This window comes from Ruegeria sp. ABM4_193 (assembly GCF_056158705.1).
Genome location: NZ_JBSWTT010000001.1, coordinates 66,323 through 81,841, shown reverse-complemented (window position 1 = coordinate 81,841; position 15,519 = coordinate 66,323). Strand labels below are relative to the sequence as shown.

Annotated in this window: 21 protein-coding genes; 9 read left to right on the top strand and 12 right to left on the bottom strand. The window is 56.6% G+C overall.

Annotated elements, in window-relative coordinates; genetic code table 11:
- The 3 genes from lptC to ACXADZ_RS00375 are packed head-to-tail and all read right to left on the bottom strand — an operon-like array spanning position 1 to position 2,185.
- A complete protein-coding gene (gene lptC / locus ACXADZ_RS00385) occupies positions 1–600 on the bottom strand; it encodes an LPS export ABC transporter periplasmic protein LptC (protein ID WP_475191758.1) in 600 nt (199 codons plus the stop codon).
- Positions 601–611: 11 nt separating this feature from the next.
- Positions 612–1,574, bottom strand: a complete 963-nt coding sequence (locus tag ACXADZ_RS00380; protein WP_475191756.1) for a KpsF/GutQ family sugar-phosphate isomerase — start codon at positions 1,572–1,574, stop codon at positions 612–614.
- A complete protein-coding gene (locus ACXADZ_RS00375; RefSeq protein ID WP_475191755.1) occupies positions 1,571–2,185 on the bottom strand; it encodes a ribonuclease D in 615 nt (204 codons plus the stop codon). The genes ACXADZ_RS00380 and ACXADZ_RS00375 overlap by 4 nt, the downstream gene beginning before the upstream one ends.
- A 133-nt stretch (positions 2,186–2,318) precedes the next feature.
- On the opposite strand from ACXADZ_RS00375, the gene ACXADZ_RS00370 reads away from it, so the two are divergent.
- The 8 genes from ACXADZ_RS00370 to ACXADZ_RS00335 all read left to right on the top strand — a co-directional run bounded on the left by ACXADZ_RS00370 (position 2,319) and on the right by ACXADZ_RS00335 (position 9,486).
- Positions 2,319–2,576 (top strand): metal-sensing transcriptional repressor, encoded by a 258-nt coding sequence (locus tag ACXADZ_RS00370; RefSeq protein ID WP_171671597.1) that lies wholly within the window; start codon positions 2,319–2,321, stop codon positions 2,574–2,576.
- Between the two features lie 3 nt (positions 2,577–2,579).
- Positions 2,580–3,899, top strand: coding sequence for an MFS transporter (locus tag ACXADZ_RS00365; RefSeq protein WP_475191750.1), 1,320 nt, complete (start codon positions 2,580–2,582; stop codon positions 3,897–3,899).
- A 54-nt stretch (positions 3,900–3,953) separates the two neighbouring features.
- Positions 3,954–4,382 (top strand): Lrp/AsnC family transcriptional regulator, encoded by a 429-nt coding sequence (locus ACXADZ_RS00360; protein ID WP_171096551.1) that lies wholly within the window; start codon positions 3,954–3,956, stop codon positions 4,380–4,382.
- 73 nt (positions 4,383–4,455) lie between these two features.
- A complete protein-coding gene (locus tag ACXADZ_RS00355) occupies positions 4,456–5,154 on the top strand; it encodes a lytic transglycosylase domain-containing protein (protein WP_475191748.1) in 699 nt (232 codons plus the stop codon).
- 9 nt (positions 5,155–5,163) lie between these two features.
- Positions 5,164–7,251 carry a flagellar biosynthesis protein FlhA gene (gene flhA / locus ACXADZ_RS00350; protein WP_475191746.1) on the top strand — a complete coding sequence of 696 codons (2,088 nt, stop codon included), beginning with the start codon at positions 5,164–5,166 and terminating at the stop codon, positions 7,249–7,251.
- Positions 7,248–8,021: a flagellar biosynthetic protein FliR gene (locus ACXADZ_RS00345; protein ID WP_475191743.1), complete on the top strand. Its 774-nt coding sequence runs from the start codon at positions 7,248–7,250 to the stop codon at positions 8,019–8,021. The genes flhA and ACXADZ_RS00345 overlap by 4 nt, the downstream gene beginning before the upstream one ends.
- On the top strand, positions 8,018–9,106 hold the full coding sequence (locus tag ACXADZ_RS00340) for an EscU/YscU/HrcU family type III secretion system export apparatus switch protein (RefSeq protein WP_475191739.1): 1,089 nt from the start codon (positions 8,018–8,020) through the stop codon (positions 9,104–9,106). The genes ACXADZ_RS00345 and ACXADZ_RS00340 overlap by 4 nt, the downstream gene beginning before the upstream one ends.
- Before the next feature lie 29 nt (positions 9,107–9,135).
- Positions 9,136–9,486: a hypothetical protein gene (locus ACXADZ_RS00335; RefSeq protein WP_475198431.1), complete on the top strand. Its 351-nt coding sequence runs from the start codon at positions 9,136–9,138 to the stop codon at positions 9,484–9,486.
- Positions 9,487–9,500: 14 nt separating this feature from the next.
- On the opposite strand, the gene ACXADZ_RS00330 is transcribed toward ACXADZ_RS00335, so the two are convergent.
- Genes ACXADZ_RS00330 through ACXADZ_RS00290 form a run of 9 tightly spaced genes read right to left on the bottom strand, consistent with a single transcriptional unit; the run spans position 9,501 to position 14,054 of the window.
- Positions 9,501–10,016 carry a flagellar basal body-associated protein FliL gene (locus tag ACXADZ_RS00330; RefSeq protein WP_475191737.1) on the bottom strand — a complete coding sequence of 172 codons (516 nt, stop codon included), beginning with the start codon at positions 10,014–10,016 and terminating at the stop codon, positions 9,501–9,503.
- A 9-nt stretch (positions 10,017–10,025) separates the two neighbouring features.
- Positions 10,026–10,757 (bottom strand): flagellar basal body L-ring protein FlgH, encoded by a 732-nt coding sequence (flgH, locus tag ACXADZ_RS00325; RefSeq protein ID WP_475191735.1) that lies wholly within the window; start codon positions 10,755–10,757, stop codon positions 10,026–10,028.
- A complete protein-coding gene (gene flgA, locus ACXADZ_RS00320) occupies positions 10,757–11,173 on the bottom strand; it encodes a flagellar basal body P-ring formation chaperone FlgA (RefSeq protein WP_475191733.1) in 417 nt (138 codons plus the stop codon). The genes flgH and flgA overlap by 1 nt, the downstream gene beginning before the upstream one ends.
- Positions 11,173–11,958, bottom strand: coding sequence for a flagellar basal-body rod protein FlgG (flgG, locus tag ACXADZ_RS00315; protein ID WP_475191730.1), 786 nt, complete (start codon positions 11,956–11,958; stop codon positions 11,173–11,175). The genes flgA and flgG overlap by 1 nt, the downstream gene beginning before the upstream one ends.
- Positions 11,959–11,979: 21 nt before the next feature.
- Positions 11,980–12,690, bottom strand: coding sequence for a flagellar hook-basal body complex protein (locus tag ACXADZ_RS00310; RefSeq protein WP_475191727.1), 711 nt, complete (start codon positions 12,688–12,690; stop codon positions 11,980–11,982).
- Entirely contained in the window at positions 12,690–12,962 is a 273-nt protein-coding gene (locus tag ACXADZ_RS00305) for a flagellar biosynthetic protein FliQ (protein ID WP_171621143.1), read from the bottom strand. Before ACXADZ_RS00305 ends, ACXADZ_RS00310 begins: the two co-directional genes overlap by 1 nt.
- 4 nt (positions 12,963–12,966) lie before the next feature.
- Complete coding sequence (gene fliE / locus ACXADZ_RS00300; protein WP_475191722.1) at positions 12,967–13,257, bottom strand: flagellar hook-basal body complex protein FliE; 291 nt, start codon at positions 13,255–13,257, stop codon at positions 12,967–12,969.
- A 12-nt stretch (positions 13,258–13,269) separates the two neighbouring features.
- The gene (gene flgC / locus ACXADZ_RS00295) at positions 13,270–13,656 is read right to left on the bottom strand and encodes a flagellar basal body rod protein FlgC (RefSeq protein ID WP_475191720.1); all 387 of its coding nucleotides are present in this window, start codon (positions 13,654–13,656) and stop codon (positions 13,270–13,272) included.
- 11 nt (positions 13,657–13,667) lie between these two features.
- Entirely contained in the window at positions 13,668–14,054 is a 387-nt protein-coding gene (locus tag ACXADZ_RS00290) for a FlgB family protein (protein ID WP_475191719.1), read from the bottom strand.
- Positions 14,055–14,141: 87 nt separating this feature from the next.
- Here ACXADZ_RS00290 and ACXADZ_RS00285 point away from each other — a divergent pair, with 87 nt between their 5' ends.
- Positions 14,142–15,479, top strand: coding sequence for a FliI/YscN family ATPase (locus ACXADZ_RS00285; protein WP_475191717.1), 1,338 nt, complete (start codon positions 14,142–14,144; stop codon positions 15,477–15,479).
- Positions 15,480–15,519: the final 40 nt, after the last annotated feature.

Here is a 15,519-nt window from a genome sequence, read left to right as displayed (position 1 = left end):
TTATCTTTCTGCCTTTTCAGGCTCGTATATCAGCTTCACACCATCTGTAAAAACAATATGGACCGGACCATCCTTTTTTTCCGTCCCAAAAGTCATGCGCCCGGCGGAAAAGTTGCCGATCGGCCCGGTACCATTCACCTGTCCCGGCGTGTCGCCGCGGATTTCATCCAAGGATGTGTTAAGCAGATCGGTTGTGACCTGAAGCCCGTCAGCGGTGGTGATCACCACGTCGCCGACAAAAGTGGCTGTGCCTTCGTCAGGGCGGATTAAACCCGAGTTGGAGTCCAGCAGTATCGTTCCACCGTTCAGCAGGCCAAACCGGCCACGAAATTCCGAGGCAGTCGGGGTCGCGTTCTCGTTGCCCTGCGTCGCTTGCGTTGCCTCGATATGCACGTCCTCACCCTTGCGCGTGGTCCCCTGATAGTTTGGCTGCGTTACAACTTGCTGGGCCAGCCGTTCATCAATGTCATTTTGCGCGAACGGCACAGATACATTTGTTTCGATGCTTCGGGACAGCAAGAAGACGGTTGAAAGCAAGACAATCGCCGCAAGCGGCAACAGCACCTTCAGGAACTGCACCATGCGGGAATATCTGTCCACGTCGCCCTCCCTCAGCCCAAACCGACGCGCAGGCAGTCGTGGATGTGCAACAAGCCCTGCGCCTGTCCGTCAGCGTCAGGGTCGACCACGAACAAAGAGGTTATCTTGCGCTCATTCATGATCGCAACGGCTTCTTCCGCCAGCGCGTTTGGCGCAATCGTCATCGGATCACGGGTCATGACCTCTTGGGTGCTCTTGTCCAGCAACCCGTTCATATTGCGGCGCAAGTCGCCATCGGTGACAATGCCCAGCAGGCGGCCTGCGTCATCGGTGACACCAACGACACCAAAGCTTTTTTGGCTCATGACCAACAAAGCCTCGCTCATCGGAGTGCCGGACGTGACCACAGGCATATCCGCGTGCATCAGATCGCGCACCTTGCTGAGCTGCGCGCCAAGCTTGCCACCTGGATGAAAGTCACGAAAATTCTCGGGCTTGAAATCCCGGTACTTCATCAAAGCAATCGCCAGCGCATCGCCCATTGACAAGGTCAATGTCGTCGAGATCGAAGGAACCATGCCAAAGCCGCATGCCTCACCTAGAGACGGGATCAGAAGATGCACATCCGCCTGTTTCATCAGCGTGCTTTCAGGCTTACTGGATAGACCAATCAGCGGAATCCCGAACCGGCGGGTAAAGGCCAGCAGATTGGCCAGTTCCGGCGCTTCGCCCGAATTCGAGATCGCCAATACCACGTCACCCTTGGAGACCATGCCCAGATCACCATGGCTGGCCTCGGCCGGATGTACAAAATAGGCTGGCGTACCAGTGCTGGCCAAAGTGGCGGCAATCTTGTGACCGATGTGACCCGATTTACCGATCCCACTCACGATGATGCGACCCTTCGCCTGCAGGATCATTTGCACGGCTTCTGCAAAATGGTCGTCCAGACTTTCAGCCAACACGTCCAGCGCGCGGGCTTCATCTGTAACGACCTGACGGGCGGTTTTCAGAAAGGACTCGTTATCAGTCATGAGTGTGCAAAAATATCCGTTTCGGGCCAGCCTGCGAGGTCCAGTTTCGCACGCATCGGAAGGAATTCAAAACAGGCTTGCGCCATCTCGGTCCGATCTTCACGTGCAAGGCGCTTGTTCAATTCATCCCGTAGGCGGTGCAGGTACAGAACATCCGAGGCTGCATAGTCCAGTTGAGCATCTGTCAGAGACTCGGCTCCCCAATCGCTCATCTGCTGTTGTTTCGAAATGTCGACACCGATCAGTTCCTGACACAAGTTTTTCAAGCCGTGGCGGTCAGTGTATGTGCGCACCAGACGGCTGGCGATCTTGGTGCAATAAACCGGAGCGGCCAGCGCACCAAAGGTGTGGTACATGGCTGCGATGTCAAACCGCCCGAAATGGAACAGCTTAAGCACGTCAGGGTTTTCCAGCATGGCGCACAGGTTTGGTGCTTCGGTTTGCCCTTTTTCAACCTGAACGATGTGGCTGTTGCCATCACCACCCGACATCTGGATCACGCATAAGCGGTCGCGATGCGGGTTCAACCCCATGGTTTCGCAATCAATGGCCACAACAGGGCCCAGATCCAGCCCGTCGGGCAGATCGTTTTTGTACAAATGGTTCGCCACGCGACTAATCCTCTGAGCGCTTTTGTCCCCGAGATAGGCGGTTTGGCCCCTAAACTCAACGCCGTCCAAAAATCGCGGGCTGTTCAGCGCCAGGCTCTTGATCTTATCCTCATGGGGAGGATAAGGATATACCATGTCTAATCATACCCATGAGTCGCATCCACAAATCACGGCCCGACTAAAGCGTGCCCACGGGCACCTGGCCAAAGTCATTGCCATGCTGGAAAGCCAGGCCCCCTGTTCGGACGTTGCCCAACAGTTGTTCGCCGTGGAAAAGGCTGTCACCAATGCCAAACGCGCGTTGATTCACGATCACATCGATCATTGCTTGTCCGCCGACGACGCTGGCAGCGGGATCGAAGATTTCAAAGCGATTACGAAATACCTCTAAACCATGCTGAGCATTCTGAAGAACCGCACCTACCGCCACCTGTTCGCCGCTCAGATCGTCGCCTTGACAGGCACCGGATTGGCGACTGTTGCCCTGGGCCTGCTGGCATTCGATCTGGCGGGGGATGCTGCGGGCCTGGTTCTGGGCACTGCGCTGACGATCAAGATGATTGCCTATGTCACCGTCGCACCGCTGGCGGCCGCCTTTGCCGAACGTTTGGATCGCCGCAAGATGTTGGTCGTTTTGGACCTGATCCGCGCGGCCGTTGCACTGTGCCTGCCTTTCGTGACGGAAATCTGGCAGATCTACGTGTTGATCTTTGTGCTGCAATCGGCTTCGGCCGGGTTCACACCTGCCTTTCAGGCAACGATCCCTGACGTGTTGCCGGATGAAGCGGAATATACACGGGCCCTGTCCCTGTCGCGCCTGGCGTACGACATGGAAAGCCTGCTGAGCCCGATGTTTGCTGCAGCCCTGTTGCTGCTGGTCAGCTTCAACAGCTTGTTCTGGGGGACGGCATTGGGCTTTGCCGCTTCGGCATTGCTGGTGGTCTCCGTCGTCCTTCCGTCGCCAAAACCAACCAAACCCCGCGGAATCTATGACCGCACCACACGCGGTATTCGAATCTATTTGAAAACACCCCGGTTGCGCGGGTTGCTCGCACTCAGCTGGAGCGCGGCTGCGCTGAGCTCGATGGTGATCGTCAACACCGTGGTCATCGTGCGCGCCAATCTGGGACTGTCGGAAAGCGCAGTGGCCATTGCGCTGGCCGGATTCGGAGGCGGTTCGATGTTGGCCGCCTTTACCCTGCCCCGCCTTCTGGATCGGATCGAGGATCGTCGGGTTATGATCTCGGGGGCCGTTTTTGCCACAGGGTCCATGGCTGTGGCCGCGATTCTGGCAGCAACTGTTCCCTTGTCACTTGGCCTGCTGACCTTGTTGTGGGCGTTTACCGGTTTTGGATATTCCACCACTCTGACACCCTCGGGTCGCTTGCTGACCCGGTCGGCTCATCCCGAAGACCGCCCTGCTGTTTTTGCAGCTCAGTTTACCCTGTCGCATGGCTGTTGGCTGGTGCTTTACCCGCTTGCAGGGTGGCTAATGACTGCATTCGGACCAACAGTGGCGCTCAGCAGCATGGCAACGCTGTCTGTGGCCGGTGTGGTTGGCGCGTTCAGTTTATGGCCGCGCCTTGATCAGGAAGTGATTGAACATGATCACCCTGATCTGCCGGCCGATCACCCGCATCTGACCGGATCAGGACCGCACGCACACCCAATCATCATCGACGACCTTCATCCGAACGTGCCGCACAGATCTTGAGCAGCTGCCCCGATCTGCCCTAAACCGAAACCGCATCCATCAGCCGGAGCCCCAATGGACCAGCTAGACCGCCGCATTATCGCCGCCCTGCAAGCCAATGCCCGGGCCTCGACCACGCAGATTGCGGCCACGCTGGGTGTGGCCCGTACGACAGTTCACGAACGGATCAACCGGATGGAGCAACGCGGCGTGATCACGGGGTATTCCGTGCGCCTTGGGTCAACGGAAGACACTCCCAAAGTGCAGGTCATCGTTATGCTTGAGGTGCAGCAGAAAGAAACGACCCGTATTATCAAGCGGCTTGAAGCTTATCCTGAGGTTAAGTTGTGCCTGTCCATCAATGGTGAATTTGATCTGATGCTTTCGGCTGAGGCACCCCGGTTGGAAGATCTGGACATTCTGGTCGACGACCTGGCCAAGATACCCGGCGTCCTGCGCACCAATACCAGCGTTGTCTTCGGGCGCAGGATTGATCGAAATTGAAGCGCCGATAACTCTCTGTAAACCGATCATTGGCTAGCTTGGCCGGGACAGATCAGAATCCCGGACCGGCAGAATGCCAATTCAAAAGATCCCGTTCTTTTTCATGCTCATGCTTGTGGCTGCAGTCCAGGCAGGCTTTGCCATGCCCAATGCGCACACCGGGGATCTGTGTGATCAGGCTGCACGGCGTGCGGCGTTGTCCGAAGGGGTACCGCTGGACGTTCTGCGCGCGATCTCACGTGTTGAAACGGGTCGTACATTGGACGGGCAGTTTCTGCCCTGGCCGTGGACCATCAACGTTGAAGGTAAAGGGTATTGGTTCCCCTCTGAAAGCGAGGCCAAAACCTATGTGTTCAAGATTTTCAAAGCAGGCGCGCGCAGCTTTGATGTGGGCTGTTTCCAGATTAACTACCGCTGGCATGGCAAGGGTTTTCGCTCACTCGACGCGATGTTCGACCCTGTTGAGAACGCAACATACGCCGCCCGCTTTCTGAAAGACCTGTACGCTGAGCTTGGTTCGTGGCCCGCCGCCGCCGGAGCCTATCATTCCCGAACCGACTCGCTGGCCAAAGCCTATACGAAGCGTTTTCAGACCGTGCTGCACCGACTCGACGGCTCAACTCAACCTCAGGTTGCGACCACACCCAGTGATCCGTTCACAAGAGTTGGAACCCCATTAATCCCATCGCAAAAGACTGCGCATGAAACCGGTGCGCTGGGGTCCCTGGTTCCTGCAGCAAGCAGCGCCACCGCGTTCATCGCCTTCAACTAGGAGTTCCGCGTGCCCAAAATCGACGCCTGGTCCCTTTTTTCGCCCACGGTTCTTCTGGCAGTGGCTTTGATGACAGTCATCGTGATGATGATCCTGCCGATGCCTGCCTGGGTGCTGGATGTAGGGCTGGCCGCCTCATTTGCTTTGGCCATCCTGATATTTACTCTGACCTTGTTCATTGAACGCCCGCTGGATTTCTCATCCTTCCCGACGATCCTGCTGGCCTCGCTCATGCTGCGGCTTTCGTTGAATGTATCTTCGACGAAATTGATCATCGGACAAGGAAATACAGGTCCAAATGCAGCAGGCGATGTCATCGAAGGATTTGCCAATTTCGTCATGGGCGGCAGTATATTTCTGGGACTTGTGGTGTTTGGCATCTTGCTGATCGTGAACTTCATGGTCATCACCAAAGGTGCTGCCCGCATGGCTGAGGTGGGTGCACGTTTTGCACTGGACGGAATGCCGGGCAAGCAACTTGCCATTGACAGCGATATGTCTGCAGGGGCTATCGACCATCAACAAGCCAAAGAGCGGCGCGAACGCGAACAGCAGGAAACGACGTTTTTTGGCTCGCTCGACGGGGCGTCAAAATTCGTGAAAGGCGACGCCATTGCCGGTCTTCTGATCACCTTGCTAAACCTTGTGATGGGCCTGATCATGGGCGTGATCGTACACGGCATGCCCGTTGCGTCCGCTTTCGAGACCTATGCGATTCTGACCGTTGGCGACGGGTTGGTGTCGCAAATCCCGGCCGTGATCATCTCTATCGCTTCGGCGTTGCTGCTGGCGCGCGGTGGCACGCAAGGCGCCACAGACACCGCCATCTTTTCGCAATTGGGTCGCCATCCTGCGGCTCTGTCCACCGTGGCGGTCCTGATGGTCCTGTTTGCGTTGGTGCCCGGACTGCCATTTCTGCCCTTCATTCTTGGGGCGGGTGTTTTGGGATATGCGGCTTATACCGTTCACCGCAAGCGGCAAGAGGAAGAAACCTCGATACAGCTGCCTTCGACTGCCACGGAAACTCCGGTGTCTCAAGCCATCGGGGATATTCTTGATCTGGATGACGTGCATCTTGAATTCGCCCCTGATCTGGTCAGCATGGTATTGAACCCCGGCACCGGTCTGGACGCCCGGATCGCCAATATGCGCACCTATGTAGCGTCGACCTTTGGCCTGATCCTGCCAGAAATTCGCCTGACAGACCGCGCCGATCTGCCGACTGGGGCCTATGTGATCAAAGTTCAGGGCGTCGAACAGGCGCGCGGCGTTCTCAATCCCGATCTGGTTTTGGCCCTTGTGCAGGACGAGTTCGATTTGCTGCCCGAAGGCAACGACGTGACCGAGCCCGTATACGGGGCGCCAGCCCGCTGGATCCTACCTAAACATCAGGAAGATGCAGCGCTAAGCGGCGCAACCATCGTCTCTCCTCCGGAAATTTTGGCAACCCATCTGCTTGAAATTATCAAACAGAATTTCTCGCGTCTTCTTACGTTGAAGTCCCTGCGTCGCCTGTTGTCTGAAATGACACGCCTAAGCGACCCTGTCCGCGCCGAAGCCAACCGCAAATTGCTGGACGAGCTCATCCCGGACAAAGTGCCAATCGACACCCTGCACGCGGTTCTGCGCCTGCTTCTGGATGAACGTGTGTCGATCCGAAACATGGCCCTAATCCTGGAAAGCGTGGCCGAAGCACGGCTGACCACCACGCAACCGGAAGGCATCTGTGAACTGGTGCGCCAGCGCCTGGGCTTTCAACTGGTCGCGGACATGAAACGCGAGGACGGCTCGATCCCGCTGATCCAACTGGCGCCCGAATGGGAGGACACGTTTGCCACCTACCAGATCGACGCCCCCACCGCCGGTTTGGATGTGGCGCTGCCGCCCAACCTGTTCAACAAACTGGCCGACGGTGTGGTGAGCAGCGTCGCAAAGTCAGCAGATAGCGGCCTGTTTCCCGCCATTGTAACCTCGACCCGGCGGCGGCGATTGCTGCGCACGATCATGCATGCACGGGGTATCGCCAATCCGGTTCTGTCGTTTGAGGAAATCGGTCTCGAAGCCAAGCCTGCGCTGGTTGGAACCGTTCCGGCGTGATTGCGCTGCCACCAGAATTGCTGTCACAGCTCTCCGACGCCCTCTGGCAGAGTTTTGTCGTGTTTCTGCGTGTATCCGCCCTTGTTTCGTTGTTGCCCGCCTTTGGCGAACGCAGCATTCCCATCGGGCTCAAACTGGGTATTTCGGTTGCCTTTACTCTGATCATCCTGCCTGCAATCCCATCCATTGGTTTTGAACCCGGCCTGTGGACCATGGTTCGCTTGGTGGCCACCGAAACTCTGATTGGTCTTGCTCTTGGGATCGGGTTGCGCCTTTTCGTTCTGGCACTGCAAACGGCGGGATCCATCGCGGCGCAGTCCACATCCCTTTCACAGCTTCTTGGCGGCGCTGCGGTCGACCCTGTTCCAGCAATGGGGTACCTCTTGACCCTCGCAGGGCTGACCCTGGCTGTGATCATGGGTTTGCATGTGCGAGCCGCGCAATTTCTGATCCAAAGCTACACCCTGTTTCCAGCAGGTTTGCTTCCCGGTTCCGCAGATATGTCACGCTGGGGTGTTCAACAGGTTTCATACAGTTTTGGCCTGGCCTTTGCGCTGGCCACACCATTCGTCGTTGCTTCGTTGATCTACAACCTTGCGCTGGGCGTCATCAATCGGGCCATGCCTCAGTTGATGGTTGCCTTCGTTGGCGCACCCGCGATCACCTTCGCTGGACTGTTCCTTTTGTTTGCTGGAGCACCGCTGATCCTTTCCGTTTGGTCTGACGCGTTGCTGGCATTCTTTGTGAACCCAGTCGGGACACGACCATGAACGCGGGTGATGACGACAGCGACAAGTCGTATGAACCGACACCGCAAAAGCTGCAAAAGGCGCGCGAAAAAGGTGAGGTTCCGAAATCAAACGACCTGTCTGTCGTAGCCGCGTACACTGGACTGTTGATCGCTCTGATGATGGCTGGAACATACACCGTCAAACACATGGGCACCGTCTTGATGGTGTTGATCGACCAATCCGACGAAATAACACGTATGCTGACTGACGGCCCGGCAAACGCTCCGGTTGCGGGGATCTTACAAGGTGCTCTGCTGCCTGTCGCGTTACTATTCTGCCTGCCCGCTGCATCGGTATTGCTGAACCTGATCGCCCAGCGCGCCCTGATTTTTGCGCCCAGCAAGCTTAAGCCAAAACTTTCGCGCATCTCGCTTATATCAAACGCCAAAAACAAATTTGGTCGCGGTGGACTGTTTGAATTTGCCAAAAGCGCAGTCAAGCTGGTGATCTACAGCACCTGCCTTACCCTGTTTCTTAAGGCAAATCTGACCGAGATCCTTTCGGCCAGTGCAGCTCCGGCCAAGTCATCCATTCTTTTGATGATGAATCTTTTGTTCCGCTTTCTGTTCATTGTGATCGCGATCGCCCTAGCCATCGGCGTTGTTGATTTCCTTTGGCAATACGCCGAGCACATGCGCAAGAACCGAATGTCGCGAAAAGAAATTCAAGACGAAACCAAGGACGCCGAAGGTGATCCCCACATCAAACAGCAACGCCGTCAACGTGCGCAAGAGATTGCGACCAACCAGATGATGTCAGATGTGCCAGATGCAGATGTCGTGATCGTCAACCCGACGCATTTTGCTGTCGCGTTGAAATGGTCCAGAACCGTGGGCAGCGCGCCTGTGTGTGTCGCCAAGGGCGTGGACGAGGTGGCCGCAGTCATTCGCTCTGTCGCAGCCGAGGCCGGAGTTCCGGTCCACTCGGACCCACCAACAGCGCGCGCGCTGCACGCAACCGTCGAAATCGGTCAGGAGATCCCCGAAGAACACTACCGGCCGGTCGCGGCTGCGATCCGGTTTGCTGAAACGATGCGAAAGCGCGCCAGTGAGCAGATCAGATGAAAAGTAATCAAATTCTGCCATTGGAAAAGGTGACCGACGCCGCGTTTCAAAAGCAGTTTCAACAGCTGCGTCCAATTCTGGAGGCCGAAGCCAGAATTCAGCAGCAGCTGTTGAAACTTGATACCCAGTTGAACCAGGTGCGAACAGAAAGTCGCCAAACCGAAGGCTATCAGATTTCAGGAACCGATATTCTTTGGAACGGCTGGGAATCCACCACGCGGCGGCAGCTCAATATGCAACTCGCCCAAATTCGGGCTCAGAAACTTGCAAGGTTAGAAGCGCTTCGTTTGGCATTCGGGCGTAAACAAGCCATCGACGCGCTGATTAAGCAAATGCAGCAGGAGCAACGCCGTTATACGGCCCGAAAGCTGGCCGAATAACCGACCAATCACGCTCAGATATCCTGACGGTTTACACTCTGGATCAGCACTTTCGTGACGTCATCGCCCAGATCTTTGCGCGCCGCCTCCAACAAGGATTTACGCAGGATATCCAGATTGCCGGATTCCGTGAAAATCCCGTCGAAACCACCCGTATTTGCGTGGTCAAACAAAACCTGAAGAAAAGCGTCACGCAATTTCGGCTCGATCGCATAGAACCTGTCGGTAATGGCTGGATCAGCCTCCAGGCTAAGCGTCATCGTGACCATGGCGTCTATCGCGTCGTCTTTCACAACGGGGACGACAAACTGCTTGGTCATCTTCAGAAACCCATAGTCGCCGTCTTTGTCTTTTGTTTCCGAGGTCTTGGGCTTGTCTGGTTTTTTGCTATCGGCTTTTCCCTCATAAGCATCGACCTTTTCGTCTGCACTGTCCCCAGACTTTTGTGGAGGCGCCAGAAACAGACCTGCTCCGACACCTGCGCCCAATCCGACGACGAGAAAAATAACGGGTGCCAGCTTTGCAATCACACCTGCACCTCAGAATGGAAGAAGAGAATCAAGGATTTGCTGGCCGTAACGGGGTTGCTGAACATCCGTAATCTGCCCCCGACCGCCATAAGACACCCGCGCAGACGCGATCTTGTCATAGGTGATTTCGTTCTGACGCGAGATGTCTTGTGGGCGAACATAGCCGGCCACCAAAAGCTCGCGCAGTTCGAAATTGACGCGCAGTTCCTGCGAGCCCGATATAGCCAGCACGCCATTCGGCAACACATCCAGCACCGTAGCAGCCACGCGCAGAGTCAGCTTCTCGTTCCGCCGGACGGATCCGCGCCCCGAGCTTGAGGAGTCCGACTCGATTGCGACGGCGTCGTCCAAGGACGCGCCTTCCGGCAAATTCTTTTGTACGCGTTGCGGCAGGCCAAAGAAACTACCAACCCCCAACTCTTCGGACCCGGATCTGGAGCGCCGCGTGTCATTGGATATCTCGGCCTCTTCATCCAGCTCGATTACAACGGTCAGGATATCCCCTTTCTTGATCGCCCGCTGATCACCCAACAAAGATTGCTGACCGCCACTCCAAAGTGAGGATCGGTCCACGTTGCGCTGAGGTTGCGTGTGCAACGGCAGGCCCGGCCACAGCATGGCCACCTGTTCCGGTGAGTCTTCATTTGGCGTAAAACTCGGTGGTTTGCCCAAGTGATCCAGCCGCCCGCACGCAGCCAAGGCAAACGCCGTCAGAATAAGAGTTTTTGGAATTCTGGACATCACTGCACCTCGATTTGGCCATCCGGACGGATTCGGCCTGTTACCGTTGTTCTGGACGAAAGGTTCATAACCCGAATGCGGTCGCCGACTGCGCCGCGCCCCAAGGCCCGGCCCTCTGTTGTGATTGACAAGGGTTGGCTGTTGAACACCAGAACAACAAGGTCGTTGCGATCCACTACAGCGGGCGGACCAACATCCACGCTTCTAATGGGTCTGCCGGGGTAAAGAGCCACTCGGGCTTCCTGCCCGATCAAGACGTTGGGATCCGTCACTGCGCCGTGGATTTCTGTCGATTTCATTTCCAGATCCACAGCGGCAATGATCTCTTTTGCCCTTATCGTTCGGGTTGAGACCACGATGTCAGAATGCGCAGCAAATGGGATCAGCATTACCAGGCCCAGAAAGAGAACTCGCATCAGCGCACCTGTGTTGTTGCGCTCATCATCTGGTCGACAGCCGAAATGACTTTGGCGTTCATTTCATAGCCGCGCTGCGCTTCAATCAGTTCTGTCACCTCGCGCACGGCATCAACCGAGCTGTCTTCCAAATAACCCTGTCGTATGGTCCCCAAACCATCTTCGCCTGGCGTGCCCAAAACCGGAGCACCAGACGCTTCGGTTTCTTTGAACAAATTGCTTCCGATTGCCTCAAGCCCCTTGGCGTTCGAGAAGCTGGCAAGCGTGAACTCTCCCAGCAGCTGACCTTCCGGAGCGTCGTCGAAATAGGCGTAAACTTCGCCGCCTGCGTTGATCGAAATCGACCGCGCGTCGTCAGGGACAGTGATTTCTGGCGATACCGCAAATCCATCAGAGGTGACAATCAGACCTTCGGCCGAACGTTTCAGGCTGCCATCGCGTGTATAGGCTGTCTGGCCGCTTGGAAGCGTCACCTCTAAATATCCGCGACCTTCGATCGCAACATCCAGGTCACTGCCAGTGGCCGACAAAGCGCCCTGTTCCAGCTGCACCGTTACAGCGGCGGGTCGCACACCCAGACCCAGCTGAATCCCAGTGGGCAGGACTGTGCCGTCCGACGCATTGACAGCTCCGGCCCGTGCCATCTGTTGATAGTGCAAATCTGCGAACTCGGCCCGCCGGGCGTTGTAGCCGGTGGTGTTCATATTCGCCAGGTTGTTCGAGATCGTCTCAACCCGCATCTGTTGCGCACTCATTCCGGTGGCGGCAATTTTAAGGGCTCGCATTTCATACTCTCCTTGTTCTGATCAGCGCATCAGGGCGTCAAGCGCCCCGCGCACCCGCTTGTCTTCGCTTTCCAGAAAACTCTGCCCCAATTCATAGGCCCGCTGGATCTCAACCAGACGGGTCACCTGCTCGATGGCATTGACGTTGGAGCCTTCAAGAAAACGGTGAAGAACAACCGGCTCGTCGACCGGGTCTATGGCCTCTTCCGTACGAAAACGGGTGTTACCTTCGCGGACGAGGGTCTTGGGGTCACCGACGTTAAAAACGCCTAACTGACCCAACAATTGCCCATCGACACTCAGGGTTCCGTCGCTTCCGACATCAATTGTGGCTGCATCGGGCGGGATAAATACCGGGGCACCGTTGGCGTCCATCACGCGTGCGCCATCCATTGCAACCAAATCCCCTTCCGCATTGGGTGAGAAACTGCCGGCGCGCGTCAGCCGATTTCCATCAGGCGTTTCGAGCATGAAAAACCCATCACCTTCGATGGCAAAATCAAACTGGCCGCCGGTTTCCGTCAGCACGCCTTGCCGCAACGATGTGTTGCGTGCTTCGGCCCGGCTCATGGACAGCGAAGGGCTTTTAGGCATGTCCTGAATGAACTCGGAAAACACCAGACCTTGCTGGCGATAACCCGTTGTGTTGGCGTTGGCGATATTGTTCGCCACCAGGCGCATTTCGCTCATCAAACCGGACTGGCGGGACAGGGTGACATAGGCAGTGTCCATCAGCGACCTCCTGCAATCAAAGGGACAAGTGTTCCGGTAAAAAACGTGACAAGGGTCTGTGTCATGAACCCCATCGAGATCCAGAACACGACAACGATGGCGATCAGCTTGGGAACAAAGGTCAGTGTCATTTCCTGAATCGACGTCAGCGCCTGAAACAGCCCGACGATCAGGCCCGAAACCAAGGCAACAGCCAGAATTGGGACCGATGTGATCACCGCGACCCAAAGAGCCTGACGTACGATGTCATAGAAAAGACCTTCGCTCAGCATCGCGTCAGACCGGCATACGCAGGATTTCCTGATACGCCTCGACCACTTTGTTGCGCACGATCACGGCCGTCTCAACGGCCAGTTCGGTCTGCGCCAGAGCTTGCACCAACGCATGGGGATCGGCCTGCCCGACCATCGCGGTCTGAGACATCTGCTCGCTGTGTTTCAATGTGGCCGCAAAGTCCTGGAAACTGGCCTTCAGCCCCTGCGCCAGCCCGGTATGTTCGGGATCGGCCTGTGTTGCGGGGCGGGCGCCGGCATAGTTCTGTGCGGCGGTCAGGGATCGGATGTCCATTCTGGCTGTCCTTTATTTTCTGAGCAATTCCATCAACGACGACGACATCTGCCGTGTCTGATCAAACATCTTGAGATTGGCTTCGTAGCTGCGCTGCGCCTCACGCGCGTCAGCGATTTCGATCATCAGATCGACATTCGATCCCTGATAGTGGCCACTTTCGTCGGCCATCGGGTGGGCAGGATCGTAAATCCGGCTCAGGTCACGCCGATCGAGCGTCACTCGACCCGCCTGCACCATGTCGCGCCCATCTTTTTGCACGGTTTCAAACGGCACAGTTTTGCGCCGATAACCGGGCGTATCCGCGTTTGAGATGTTTTCGGACACGTGACGCAAGCGGGCGGCTTGCGCACGCAGGGCGCTGGCGGATGCGGTCAGAGAGTGGGAAAAATCGCTCATCTACTTGCCCCTCAACCGCGACCCAGGCTGGTGCGCAGAATATTCATCGAAGATTTGTAGATCGCCAAAGCCCGGTCATGCTGGCGCTTGACCTCAACCGATTTCAGCATCTCTTCTTCCAAGGACACGCCGTTGCCATTGGGATCACTCGAAGAGATTGCATCAAACTCGGCCCAGCTTTTTGCATCGGAACCTCCGTGCAGATGACCCTGTCGCGTGGCGGTCATAGTCGCTTCACGCTGTGAGGTTTCAAAAGCTTTCTTGAAGGATTCGATATCGCGCGTCCGGTAGCCGGGCGTATCCGCATTGGCCATGTTGCGCGCAATGACCGCCTGCCGTTGCCCGGCATGGGTTGCCATTGCGTACGCGGTCTTAAAGACGTTCAGGTCATAGAACATCGGGGCTTCTCCCTCGATCAATTTCAATCAAGGCTTAACCCCGATTCCTTTAGAAACCGTTTTCAGAACTCAGTTGGAGAACCCACAATGTCCGATCTCGACCCTATGCTTCTGAAACATGAATTCGACAGGATGACTTCGGTTCGTCATGTGGGGCTGGTCAGCGGAGTTGCAAAAGGGTTGATCGAGATCAGCGGCCTGAACAGTCACGCGCGAGTTGGCGACCAACTTACATTGCAGCGGCGCTCGGGACCTGATGTCTCCGGTGAAGTTCTGCACGTGGATGCGGATCATGTTCATATGTTACCAGGCGCTGCACCAGATGGTGTCAGCCTGGGGGACCGCGTGTACCTTGACCCTTCTCCTGACTTTGCGCCGAGCCTGCATTGGTTGGGGCGCGTCATCGATCCTTTTGGCAAACCTCTGGACGGGAAACCTCTGCTGAACGGGGCGCAGGAACGCGATATCATGCAGGCTCCGCCGCCTGCCGTTTCGCGCAAACCGTTGGGACAGAGAATGCCCACAGGTTTGTCCGTTCTCAATACATTGCTGCCGATTGTACGTGGTCAGAGGGTCGGGTTGTTTGCCGGATCGGGCGTTGGGAAGTCCACACTCCTGTCGACCCTCGCACGCTCCATGCAGGCCGAAGCGGTCGTGGTCGCTCTGGTTGGTGAACGGGGGCGCGAAGTGAATGAGTTTGTCGCCCACGCGATCGGTCCCGAGGCCATGAAACGAACCATCGTCATTGCCGCCACCTCGGACCAGTCGGCCTTGTCGCGCAGACGTTGCGCGTGGTCGGCGATGTCGGCAGCAGAATTCTTGCGCGATAAGGGCCTGAACGTTCTGTTTCTGGCCAATTCTGTGACCCGTTTTGCCGAAGCGCACCGGGAAATTGCCGTCGCAATGGGGGAATCACCTTCTTTGCGGGGATATCCGCCTTCGGTTACGCCCTTGATTGCCAACTTGTGCGAACGCGCAGGACCGGGCGCACAAGATCAGGGGGACATTACGGCTGTGTTCAGCGTTCTGGTGGCCGGGTCCGACATGGATGAACCTGTCGCAGACATTCTGCGCGGCGTATTGGATGGGCATATAGTGCTTAGCCGGGACATTGCCGAACGCGGGCGTTTCCCGGCGATTGACCTTAGCAGATCTGTGTCTCGCAGCTTACCCGCCGCCGCATCCGAGGCCGAGAACCAGATGATTGCGGAAACCCGCAAACTTGTCGGCAGCTACGAACAGTCAGAGGTCATGATAAAGGCCGGGCTGTATTCCGAAGGGTCTGATCCGCTTTTGGATCAGGCAGTGCGTGTTCATGACGAATTGGATGCGTTTTTTGGCAAGCTGGACCCGGAAGGGATCGAAAACAGTTTTAACCGCCTGTCTCTGATTCTGCGCCGTGCCTCGGCTGGGGTGCCGCGTTAAGGGAATTCTGAACAGTTTTAAGTGTTAAGGCCACCTTAAG